8 protein-coding genes are annotated in these 10,855 nt (G+C 70.6%); 2 read left to right on the top strand and 6 right to left on the bottom strand.

From position 1 onward, the window contains the following. Positions 1-52 precede the first annotated feature (52 nt). Entirely contained in the window at positions 53-514 is a 462-nt protein-coding gene (locus tag Ahu01nite_RS28240) for a hypothetical protein (protein WP_203839680.1), read from the bottom strand. A gap of 362 nt (positions 515-876) precedes the next feature. Here Ahu01nite_RS28240 and Ahu01nite_RS28235 point away from each other — a divergent pair, with 362 nt between their 5' ends. After that, positions 877-1,683: an SDR family oxidoreductase gene (locus Ahu01nite_RS28235; RefSeq protein WP_203839679.1), complete on the top strand. Its 807-nt coding sequence runs from the start codon at positions 877-879 to the stop codon at positions 1,681-1,683. A 54-nt stretch (positions 1,684-1,737) separates the two neighbouring features. Continuing rightward, the gene (locus Ahu01nite_RS28230; RefSeq protein WP_203839678.1) at positions 1,738-2,874 is read left to right on the top strand and encodes a glycoside hydrolase family 5 protein; all 1,137 of its coding nucleotides are present in this window, start codon (positions 1,738-1,740) and stop codon (positions 2,872-2,874) included. Here the strand turns inward: Ahu01nite_RS28230 and Ahu01nite_RS28225 are convergent. Genes Ahu01nite_RS28225 through Ahu01nite_RS51435 form a run of 5 tightly spaced genes read right to left on the bottom strand, consistent with a single transcriptional unit; the run spans position 2,869 to position 10,754 of the window. Continuing rightward, positions 2,869-4,824, bottom strand: coding sequence for a P-loop NTPase (locus tag Ahu01nite_RS28225; RefSeq protein WP_203839677.1), 1,956 nt, complete (start codon positions 4,822-4,824; stop codon positions 2,869-2,871). The genes Ahu01nite_RS28230 and Ahu01nite_RS28225 overlap by 6 nt on opposite strands. Next, positions 4,821-6,080, bottom strand: a complete 1,260-nt coding sequence (locus tag Ahu01nite_RS28220) for a glycosyltransferase family 4 protein (RefSeq protein WP_203839676.1) — start codon at positions 6,078-6,080, stop codon at positions 4,821-4,823. The genes Ahu01nite_RS28225 and Ahu01nite_RS28220 overlap by 4 nt, the downstream gene beginning before the upstream one ends. Next, a complete protein-coding gene (gene murJ, locus Ahu01nite_RS28215) occupies positions 6,077-9,160 on the bottom strand; it encodes a murein biosynthesis integral membrane protein MurJ (protein ID WP_203839675.1) in 3,084 nt (1,027 codons plus the stop codon). Before murJ ends, Ahu01nite_RS28220 begins: the two co-directional genes overlap by 4 nt. Beyond that, complete coding sequence (locus tag Ahu01nite_RS28210; RefSeq protein ID WP_203839674.1) at positions 9,157-9,759, bottom strand: sugar transferase; 603 nt, start codon at positions 9,757-9,759, stop codon at positions 9,157-9,159. The genes murJ and Ahu01nite_RS28210 overlap by 4 nt, the downstream gene beginning before the upstream one ends. Beyond that, the gene (locus tag Ahu01nite_RS51435) at positions 9,756-10,754 is read right to left on the bottom strand and encodes an acyltransferase (protein WP_203839673.1); all 999 of its coding nucleotides are present in this window, start codon (positions 10,752-10,754) and stop codon (positions 9,756-9,758) included. Before Ahu01nite_RS51435 ends, Ahu01nite_RS28210 begins: the two co-directional genes overlap by 4 nt. Between the last annotated feature and the right edge of the window lie 101 nt (positions 10,755-10,855).

The raw sequence follows: 10,855 nt of genomic DNA, 5'->3' as shown, positions 1-10,855 counted from the left end.
AGGGTTCTCCCAGTAAGAAAGCATGTGTCGTACCGTAACGGCGCGCCGGGAGTCAGCTGATCCGGTTGTAGCGGTACGGGGCGTAGGCGGCGCGGATCGCGGAGATCGTCACGACGCGACGGCGCATGTCGGTGGCGGTGCCGCTCTGTTCGATGATCCAGACTCGGGTGTGCGCCGGGTTGGCCCAGGCCTGGACCAGCTGGACGTGTTCGAGGGCGCGGTTGCCGGGCACCAGGCGCAGCAGGATGTCGCCGCGGCTGAGGTCGCGCCAGCCGATGCGGGACGACACCGTGGGCAGTTCCCAGGTGACGAGCGCACGGCCGATACCCGTCGGGTCGAGCGCCCACGCCATGGAGACCATGCCCGAGCAGTCGGGGCGGTAACGGCGTCCCCGGTTCAGGTCCCAGCGCGCGTCGCTGTTGCTCTGCGAGTACGGGATGTCGCGGCGTAGCCAGTCCGCCGCCCGCACGATGGTCTGGTTACGGCTGATCCGCCCACCGTAGGCGGAAGACATGGCTCGCTCCGCAAAAGCGGCCATCGGCACCAGCGCTCCCGAAGTTCCCAGTGCGGTCGAGGAGGTCGGTCTGGCCGAACGGGAGGCTTGGGCAGGGGCGGGCGACGCGAGGACGGCGCAGACCGTCAGTGCGGCGAGGACCGGACGCAGCATGTCCTCAGCATGACCGCCGACTTTAGCTTTCGGGGTCATAATCACGCATTTCGCCGTCGCTGCGGATGCGGTGTTACCGTGGAATCGCACGAAGTGCTGCGTCGGAACGCTTCGTGTGTCACCACAGTGGCCCCGTGACGCGCCGAGGAGCGCTGTCATCGTGTGTGCCACGCCCTCGGGGGCCGTTTCCCAGACCGGAGACCCACCCCATGACCACCCTGGTTATCGGAGCCCGCGGCAGTGTCGGCCGCCATGTCGTCGACCATCTCCTGACCGCCGGCGAACCCGTTCGCGCTTCGGTTCGCTCCCTGCACAAGGCAGCCCTGCCGGCCGCCGTGTCCGTCGTGGAGGCGGACCTCACCAGACCCGAGACCATCCGAGCGGCCCTCGACGGCATCAGCAAAGTCTTTCTGTACGCGCCTGAGCACCTCACTCGCACCCAAGCGGCCGCATTCCGGGGCCTCGACCGTGTCGTGCTGCTCAGCTCCGGCAGCGTCCTGCTTCCCACCGCCATCGGCAACGCGATCGCGGAACAGCACCGCGCGGTCGAGCAGGTCTTCGAGTCGGTGATACCGATCCGCCCTCTGGTCCTGGCGAGCAATGCCCTCAACTGGGCACGGTCTATCCGCTCCGAGGGTGTCGTCCGCCTCGTCCACCCCGACGCCATGACGGCCCCGATCCACGAGCGTGACATCGCCGCGGTGGCGACGGCCGCCTTGTTAGGTACTGCGAGCAGCGAGGTAAGTAGCCTACTTACCGGCCCTCGACTGCTCTCCCAGCGCGAGCAGGTGGCAGCGATCGACCCCGGCCTCCGGGTTGAGGAGCTCTCGGAGGCCCAAGCCCGCGAGCACTTCGGCCGCTTCGAGACCGCGGAGAACGTCGAGGCGATTCTGCACTTCATCCGTGAGGCGGCCGAAGGTGGCTCTCCGGCGACGAAAACCGCCGAAAACGTGCTCGGCCGCCCGCCCGTCGAATTCCGGGAATGGGTCCGGGACCACGCTGAGGACTTCCGGTAAGGGTCGGTCGGATGGGGGACAGCGCCGCGCTGAAAAATTGGCAGACTGAGGGGTGTGCGGATATCCCGGGCGGCGGTTGCCGTCGTTCTGGTCGCGACTGTCCTGAGTGGGTGTGATTCCTCGGAGCCCTCGGACCGGGGCCCCGCGAAGCCCGTCCACATCGATGGCAACAGGTTCGTCGATGTGGACGGGCAGGAGCTGCAACTACGCGGATTCAACCATTCCGGTGCCGAGTATTCGTGCGTCGAGGGTGATGGGTTCTTCGACACCGAGGACGGGCGGGCGCCCTCCGACAAGGTCGTCGCGGCGATGGGGGAGTGGCACGCCTCCGTGGTGCGGGTGCCGCTCAACGAGCAATGCTGGCTCGGACTGCCGTCGGTCCCCGGGAAATTCTCCGGTGCCGGGTACCGGGACCAGGTCAGGACCTTCGTCGACCGCCTCAATCGGCACGGGATGGTCGCCGTCCTCGACCTGCACCGCAGCGCCCCCGGCGACGGCATTCCACGCGAGCAGGAGCCCATGCCCGACCGCGAGCACAGCCCGGCATTCTGGCAGTCGGTCGCCCGGGACTTCCCGGCCCAGGCCGTCATCTTCGACCTTTTCAACGAGCCGTTTCCGTACGCGGAAACGAACAGTGACCGGGCCTGGTCATGCTGGCGCGACGGGGGTTGCACGCAGACCTCGGTCAACACCGGTGGGCCCTATGTGGCGGCGGGAATGACCGAGTTGATCGCCGCCGTGCGCGGGACCGGGTCACGGGTGCCGCTGCTGGCAGGCGGTATCCACTGGGCGGAAAGTCTTACCCAATGGCTGAAATACCGGCCGGTCGACCCCGGGAATCAGCTCGCGGCCTCATGGCACACCTATTCGTTCAACGAGTACTGCACCGGTAAGGACTGTTTCCGGCGAGAGCTCGACCAACTCACCGATCGTGTTCCGGTATTCGCGGGCGAGGTCGGGCCGACGCTGACGATCGGTGCCGACGGGGTCGATGCCGACTGCCCCAGTTCCGCAGTGCGTAAGGGCGGGTTCGCGGATTCCACGCTGGACTGGCTCGACGATCACGCCGCCGGGTACGCGGCCTGGAGCTGGAATCCCTGGCCGGACTGCTGGGCCCTGGTCAAGGACTGGGGCGGCGAGCCGACGTCGCGGTGGGGTGTGGGCGTGCGACGCCGGCTCGCCGCGTCATAGGGGCGGCCCGTCCCCGCGCTGGCCCGGCACATACCACGCCGGGTTCAGGTTGGCAGTGGCCTCACCAGGCAGGGAGCCGTTCGACCCGCCGTTCGTGGTCCCGGCCAGCAAGCCGTGCGGCGACGTGTCGGACGGCCCGCCGTTGGTGGTCCCGGCCCGCAGGCCGTGCGGCGTGCTGGATGGCGAGCCGTTCGAGGGGTCCAGCGTTGACGGGCCGGTCAGGGTGCCGGCGTTGGAGGAGCCGTAGACGGTCGAGGTCGGGGCCGGTGAGATCGGATTGACCACGCCGGGGATCGACACCGTGTCGTCCGCCGCCGCACCGGCGACCCGGGCGGCCGGAACGGTGATGGCCTCGACCGGCCTGGTGTCACGGCCCTGCGGTGCCAGACCGCCCGCGCTGCGTGGTGCGTTGAGCAGCACCCCGCTGACCTCGCCCTCCGCACCCGCCGCGAGCTCTGCGAGCGCCCGGGTGACCGCCTTGCGTGTGGAGCGACGCAGATCGCCGACGAGCAGGATGTGATCGCTGGCCGCCGCGAGCACGATCGCATCCGAGACGGTCAGCACCGGCGAGCAGTCGAGCACCACCACATCGCAGCGGGAGCGCAGGGTACGCAGAATCCGCCGCAACTGCGTACTGCCCAGCAGATCCGCCGCTGCCTCCGCATGCCGGCCCGCAGTGAGCAACCGCAGCCTCGGCACCGGGCTGTCACGCAGTGCCGCAAGCAGATCGGCGTTCTCGGCGAGTACATCGGTAAGGCCGACAAGCCCCTGCCCCTGGCCATCGGCGAGGCCCACACGCCGCTGGCCCGGACCCTCGGCAAGGCCGACAGGCCTCGGGCCCGGACCCTCGGTAGGGCCGACAGGCCCCTGGCCCGGGCCAGGGATGAGGCCAACCCGCTGGCCCCGATCGTCGGTGAGGCCGGCGTGCCCAGAGACTGGGCTGCCGGACAAGCCGGCGGCTCTCGGGCCCGCACCGTCGGAGTCGTGAGTGTCAGCGCGAACCTCCGGACCGGGGACCTCGGAAGCACGACCCCCGGAAGTCACGCCGAACGCCGTGGCGACGCAGGGGTGCCGCAGGTCGGCGTCGACCAGGATGACGCTGCGACCGGCCTGGGCGAGCGCGACCGCCAGGTTCGCCGCCGTGGTCGTGCGTCCCTCGCGGCCGTCGGCGCTGGTCACGAGGATCGTCGTGCTGTCCTGCAATACGGGCCGCAGGCGCGAGCGGAGATAACGGAACGCCTCCGCTGCCGGGGACGAGGGGTCGCGCAGCAGCACCGGCTTGGTCCGGTCACCGCGGCGCCACCGGCGTTCGCGGGGGATCGTGGCGAGGACCGGTGAACCGAGCAGTTTCGCAAGGTCGTCGCGGCCACGGAGCCGGTCGCTGAGCCGGTCCCGTAGCAGCGCCGTGCCGACGCCGAGCAGCAGCCCGATCACCAGACCCAGTGCCAGGTCCAGGTAGACCGGTCGTTCCTCCGGCAGGGACGGTAGCCAGGCGTCGGTCACCAGGGTCGCCTGCTGTGCCTGGGCCGCGCCCTTGCTCTTGGCCTCGTCGGAGTTCCGGTATCCCACGTACGCCTCGGCGAGCCGTTGCGCCCGCCGTTGCGCCGCACCCGGGTCGGCGTCGGTGTAAGCGAACGTCAGCACGTTCGCGTCCGGGGCCACGCTGACCACCAGGCCCTCGGCCATCTCGCCCGGGCCGATCCCGAGCTGTTTGGCTGCCGGGTCCACCACCAGCCCGGACTGCGCCAGCTGCTTCTCGGTGCCCATGTCGGGCGCCACCGGTGTGGTGTTCGCCCGGACCCGGGACTCCACCACCACGATCGCCGCGGACCGGTACTCGACGGGCGCGTTGCTCGCCACCGCGTACGCGCCCGCCATCACCAGAACCGTCACCAGGACGATCCACCATCCGTGTACGCGGATCAGCCGCGCCGGACCCCCACTCGTCACGCTCTTGCCTCCCTGGGCAGAACATCGGCCCCCACCGGCCGGTTGAACACAGTCAGGTACTTCCTCGCCTGGTGCTCCCAGGCCAGCCTCTCCACCACGGCCCGCCGCCCCGCGGCGCCCACCCGCTCCCGGCGTACGGGATCAGCCAGTAACGCATCGATGAGCGAAGCGAAGGCCTTCACATCCCCGGCCGGCGCCAACCCGGCAGCGTCCTCCACCGAGGCGAGGCCGGCGGCGTCCTTCCCCGGCGTGCGGCCGGTCGGTGAAAGATGAGTCGTGACTCCGGATGCGATCAGCCGGGTCTCCGTGACGTCGAAGGCCACGAACGGCAGTCCGAAGGCCATGTACTCCATGGCCTTGACGGGCGTGACGAACTCCTCGAGGTTCGGTTCGAGGCCCAGGTCCGCGGTGGCCAGGTAGTCGAAGACCTCCGCCTGCCCGGCCCAGCCCGGGAACGAGACCCATGGCTCCAGCCCGTGCCGTTCGACGAGGCGGACGAGGTCCGGGACGGCGTCGCCGACGCCGACAAAGGTGTACGCGGTATCGGTGCGGCCGAGGCCGTGGACCAGGTACGCGATCGCCTCGATGGCGAGGTCGATGCTGTCCTGCGGACCCATCATCCCGACCAGGACGCAGAGGTGCTCCCGGCCTCGGCGCAGCTCAGGCCGGACCGTCCCGCCGCCGTTCAGTTCGGACAGCCGGGGGCCGTTGCCGACGACCGTGACCGCGTCACCGGGGACGCCGCCCCGGCGCATCGCGACCTCGCGTACCGATTCGTTGACCGCGACCACGTGATCGGCGGCGCGCAGGCTCGCGTGCTCGAGGCGTTGCAGCAGCGCGTACATCAGGCCTTCGCGGGTGTGGTAGCGGGCGGCGTAGATCTCGGGGGAGAGGTCCTTGAAGTCGAAGACCACCCGGCGCCCGAGCAGTTTCAGCGGCCGGGCGAGCAGGAAGTAGATGTCCGGGGTGCTGGAAACCTGCAGAACATCGATCCCGCCCGAGAGCAGTGCTCGCAGCGTGAGCAGGCCGGCCATCGCGAGCGAGTAGCCGTACTCCCAGAGGAATCCGAGTTTGGACGTGCCGTCGCGGGGCGGTGCGTAGTCGAGGACGCGTACGCCCGGCACGGCCTTGTTGCCCGGGTCTCGCCGGCAGATGACAGTGACCTGCATGCCGGCCTCGATCAGCGCCGCGGCGTGCTTGCGCAGCCGGTGGTCGCGGGCGAGGGAGACGTTCTCCACCATCAGCAGAACCCTCATGACTCCACCTGTTCAGGTTGGTGTTCGAGCACGCGGAGCAGCGCCAGCAGGCCGAACAGGGCGTCGGCCGCGCCGCGATAGGTCAGGTGCGGGTCGAAGATCATCAGGATCGCGTTCGCCGTGACGACCGCGGCGATGGCCAGGCCGATCGTCGCGACCACGCCGGTGGCGCGGCGGGCTACCGCACTCGCGCGCCGCACGGTCACGACCACGAACCACAGGTACGCGCCGAGCAGTGGGAGACCGCCGCCCCAGAGCAGCCATACGTAGCCGCTCTCGATCCACACCCAGCCGAACTCCTCGTGCGCGGCGGGGACCCGCGCGGACGGCCGTACCCCGGTCGCCCAGTTGCCGTGCGCGCTCAGGTCGGGCAGGAAGTACGTGCTCAGGTTGTGGTAACGGACGATCCAGCTCTCGGGCAGCCCGGACGCGCTCTGGAACCCGGCCAGCCTGGTCTCGATCACCGGCCACATCACCACCGCGCCGGCCATCAGCAACGGCAGCGCGTACCCGAGGATCCGGGTGGCCTTGGAAACAACGATCAACGCGCCCATCGCGACGACGAGGCCGAGGATCGTGGAGAACTCCCCGGCGCCGAGCGCCCCGAAGGTGCAGACGGCGATCACGCCGGCCAGAAGGACCCGGTGCCTGTTGCCGTGCAGCAACAACCCCACCGCGATGGCGAGGTTGAGGATGGCGAGGTCGGCGACCGCCGCCGCGAGAGCGAGGGTCGAGCTGCCCCGGCCGATCGCGAGAGTGCGCTCCACCCCGAAGGGCGCCCACAAAGTGCCGAGCAATTTGGGTACGCCGAACAGGTCCAGTGACTGCAGGATGCCGATCACACACACGACGACCGCCGCGCCCATGGACAGCACCAGACACACGTAGGCCTGGTGCCGGTCCGCGATGCTGAAACGGACGATGAGGTAGACCGCGAGGTACTTCCACAGCACGATCGCGTGCTGCAGATCGTCGCCGGTGATCTCGCGGTGCCGCGCCACCATCATCAGCAGCGGCACGACGGAGCTGCACACCGCGAGCCCCAGCAGGACCAGGTCGATGCGGTTGATCCGGACCAGCCGCACCGACCCGGTCCGCACGGTGAGCAGATACCGCACCAGCAGGGCCACCCCGGCGAAGACGCAGAGCGCTTCATTGGGACGAAGGACCGGCAGCAGGGTGCCACGGTCGATCCCGGCGGTGATCGGCGTCAGCGCAATGATGAGGTACGCCGCCACGGCCGGTCGCAGCACGATCCAGGTGCCGAGCCCCACAGCAGCAACCACGCCGACGGCGAGCAACGGTTCCCGCCCGAGCAGCGCCCCCATCCCCGCACAGAGCATCAATAGCGCCAGATTGATAAGCACCCGCGATGAATGTCCGTGCCGCCGCACCCGTCGCCGTTGCCTGCCGGCCGCAACCCCGGGCGCCCGGGGTGCACCGGTGCCGAGCTTGCTTCGCAGCGAGCCTCGTACCCACTCCAGTTCGGGGGCGCGGGCCCAGGCCTGGAGTCCGAGGTAGAGGGCCGCGCCGGCGACCCCGCCGGCCGCGACCCCTAGGAGCCCTCCGATCCCACCGCCGACGTGGCGGATCACGACGGCGCCGGCCACGTGCGCGGGTGCGAGCATCAGCGCGGCGATGCCGAGGATCCGTCCGAGCGGCCGGAGCAGCGGTTCGTCACCCGGCGGCAAGCCGTGAAGGAGTTTGCTGACCAGGTACACGGAGCTGACGACAGTGCCCGCCGACAGTGCGGCGCCGAGGATCGCCAGGACGGCGGCGCCCGAGGTGAACGGCGCCAGTGACGCCACCGCCAGGCAGACGGCGAGCTGAAGCACCATTGCCCGCAGCGGCGTGCGCGTGTCCTCCCGGGCGTAGCACGCATATGTCGCGACCAGGAATGCCGCCTCGCCGGCCACCCCCACCGCGAGGGTCGCAAGGGCCGCGGCGATGAGGCCGGTCCCGGTGTCGTTGCCGAACCCGCCGTACGCCATGGCCCGCGCGATCGGTCCGGAGATCGCGACGTAGCCGGCTGCTGCGGGTACCGCGACGAACAACGCGAAGGCCAGTCCCCGCAGGAACGTGTCACGGAACATCGCACCGGTGCCCGGTCCGCGCATCCGGGCCAGCCGCGGCGCCAGGGTCAGCGCGACCGGGGTGGCTGCCAGGGCGATCGGCAGGAAGTAGAAGTTCATGGCGAGCTGGAACGCGACCACGCCGCCCGCGACCCGGTTGGCGAGCACGAGCAGCACCAGCAACTGCCCCGCAGCGAGCGCCGCCTGACCGAGCGACGGGAGCGCGCGGGCCAGTACCCGCCGTACCTCCGGGTCCCGCCACCCGCGGCGGGGCCGGAGCCGGACCCCGGCGCGCCGGGCGCCGTACCACTGGGCCGCCGCGTGCAGGGCCACCGAGCCGGTCGTGCCCAGGCCGAGCAGGAGCAGGGCCCCGCCCGGCGGTTGGGGGAGAGCAGTGATCCCGGGGTAGAGCAGTGCTACGGCCGCCAGGACGGCGATGGTCCCGACGTTCTCCAGCGCGGGTGCCGCCGCCGCGAGCGCGAACCGCCCGTGTGCGTTCATCGCCGCCCCTGCCGTGGCGACCAGGCCGTACAGCGGGATCTGCGGCAGCAGGAGCAGGACCAGCAGCACCGCGGTGGTGCCCTGACCGCCCACCTCCGCTGCATGCAGCGCCGCCGGGGCGGCCAGCGCCGCGAGGGGCACGGCCACCGCCGCACCGGCGGCGACCATGCCGAGAAACCCGCCCGCGACCCGCTCGGCGGCCCGCCGGTCGCCGCTGTCCACATGCGCGACCAGCGCCGGGATGAGCAGCGACGACAGCATCGAGCCGCCGAGGAAGCCGTAGAAGACGAGGTTGGGCAGCGAGTTCGTGAACTGGTAGGTGTTGGCGAACACGGTCACGCCCAGCACCGCGGCGATGACCACGCCCCGCACGACGCCGGTGATCCGGCTGATGACCGTCCAGGCGGCGACCGTCATCGAGTCGCCGACGGCCTCCGTGGGTGCGGCGAGACCCGCGTCGGGCCCCTCGATGACACCGGCGCCGGGTGAGGTCGTGGTCGTGGTCATGCCGTGCGGCGCAGTGCGGGCAGGGTCCGGGCCAGGATCGTCAGATCCAGCCACAGGCTCTGCCGCCGTACGTACTCGACGTCCAGGGCGAGCGCCTGCGGCATGGTCAGCCGCGCCCGACCGCTCACCTGCCACAACCCGGTCAGGCCGGGGCGGGTGGCGAACCGGGCCCGCTGCTCGTCGGTGAACAGTTCGGCCTCCCACGCCAGCGACGGCCGTGGCCCGACCAGGGACATCTCGCCACGGACGACGTTGACCAGCTGCGGGAGCTCGTCCAGGCTGGTCCGGCGCAGCCAGGCGCCGAGCCGGGTGACGCGGGGGTCACCCTCCAGCTTGTAGAGACCCGCGGTGGGCTCGGCCCGGTCGCCGGCCTTCAGCATCTGACTCACGTACGCGCGGTGGATGGCATCGTTCGCCCCGGTGCTCATGGACCGGAACTTGAGCATCGTGAACGGCTTCTCGTGCAGCCCGAGCCGTTCCTGGCGGAAGACGGCGGGGCCGGGCGAGCCGATCCGGACCACGGCCCAGAGCACCAGTAGCAGCGGGGCGAGCACGATCAGGCCGGCGCTCGCTAGGAGCAGGTCGAGGGCGCGCTTCATCGCCCCGTCCTCTCGGTGAGCGGTGCTCGCTGTTCGTGCGGTGCCCTTTCAGAGAGCGGTGCTCTCCGAGTGCCGGACGGCGGCTGAGCGAGTGGTGCTCTCGGGGTGCCGGACGGCGGCTGAGCGAGTGGTGCTCTCGGGGTGCTGGGCGGCGGCTGAGCGAGTGGTGCTCTCGGGGTGCTGGGCGGCGGCTGAGTGAGCGGTGCTCTCTGAGTGCCGGGCGACCGATCAGCGAGCGGTGCTCTCTGAGTATCGGGCGACCGATCAGCGAGCAGTGCTCTCTCGGGGCCGGACGACGACTGAGTGAGCGGTGCTCTCTCGCTGAGGTCGGCGACGCGCTGCCCGATCTCCGGGAGGTCGGCCACGCGCCGGTGCGGCACGGCGGGGTTGCCGTAGGCGACCATGCCTGCCGGGATGTCGCGGGTGACCACCGAGCCGGAGCCGATCATCGCGCCGGCGCCGATGTGGACGAACGGCAGGATCGTCACGTTGACGCCGATCTGCGCGCCGGCCCCGATGTGCGGGCCGCTCATCAGCTGCGCCGAGCGGGTGTCACCCGGGTAGAGGTCGTTCGCGATCGTGACCCCGGGGGCGAGGAACACGTCGTCCTCCAGCCACGTGAACTGGGCGATATAACAGTTCGCGTGGATTTTCACCCGGTTACCGATCCGGCAGCCGTAGTCGACGACGGTGTTGCTCCACACGCTGACGTGCTCGCCGATGATGCACTCCTCGCGGATGACCACACCATGGCCGGTCTCGAGGTTCGCGCCGATCTTCGAGCCGTCGTAGAGCACGGTCCCGCTGCGCAACCGGGCATCGCGACCCAACTGCAGCCCGCGCCCCGGACCACGCCCGGCCGGATATCCGATCCGGACCCCCTCATCGGTGACCCACCCTTGCCCAGCCCAATTCGGCCCGGCCCGGTCGATTCCGGCCCGGTCGGTCCCGGTCCGGTCGATCCGGCCCGTTCCGGTCTGCGAGCGGTCGATCATGTCTCTGGCACGGTCTGTCTCAGATCTGGCCGGTTCGGCCCAGCCTGCCCCCGCCCCGATCCGGTCAGGCCCGCCCCCGGCCCGGCCGGTGTCCGTGCGGC

It is taken from the genome of Winogradskya humida (genome assembly GCF_016862215.1).
GTDB lineage: Bacteria > Actinomycetota > Actinomycetes > Mycobacteriales > Micromonosporaceae > Actinoplanes > Actinoplanes humidus.
The sequence above is the reverse complement of the archived record's forward strand: the minus strand, read 5'-3'. Positions and strand labels throughout refer to the sequence as shown.

What these genes read in the sequence shown, in the direction of transcription:
- Ahu01nite_RS28240 (WP_203839680.1), bottom strand. Translation starts at nt 514, where the DNA reads ATGTCTTCCGCCTACGGTGGGCGGATCAGCCGTAACCAGACCATCGTG.
- Ahu01nite_RS28235 (WP_203839679.1), top strand. Translation starts at nt 877, where the DNA reads ATGACCACCCTGGTTATCGGAGCCCGCGGCAGTGTCGGCCGCCATGTC.
- Ahu01nite_RS28220 (WP_203839676.1), bottom strand. Translation starts at nt 6,080, where the DNA reads ATGAGGGTTCTGCTGATGGTGGAGAACGTCTCCCTCGCCCGCGACCAC.
- murJ (WP_203839675.1), bottom strand. Translation starts at nt 9,160, where the DNA reads ATGACCACGACCACGACCTCACCCGGCGCCGGTGTCATCGAGGGGCCC.
- Ahu01nite_RS28210 (WP_203839674.1), bottom strand. Translation starts at nt 9,759, where the DNA reads ATGAAGCGCGCCCTCGACCTGCTCCTAGCGAGCGCCGGCCTGATCGTG.
- Ahu01nite_RS51435 (WP_203839673.1), bottom strand. Translation starts at nt 10,754, where the DNA reads ATGATCGACCGCTCGCAGACCGGAACGGGCCGGATCGACCGGACCGGG.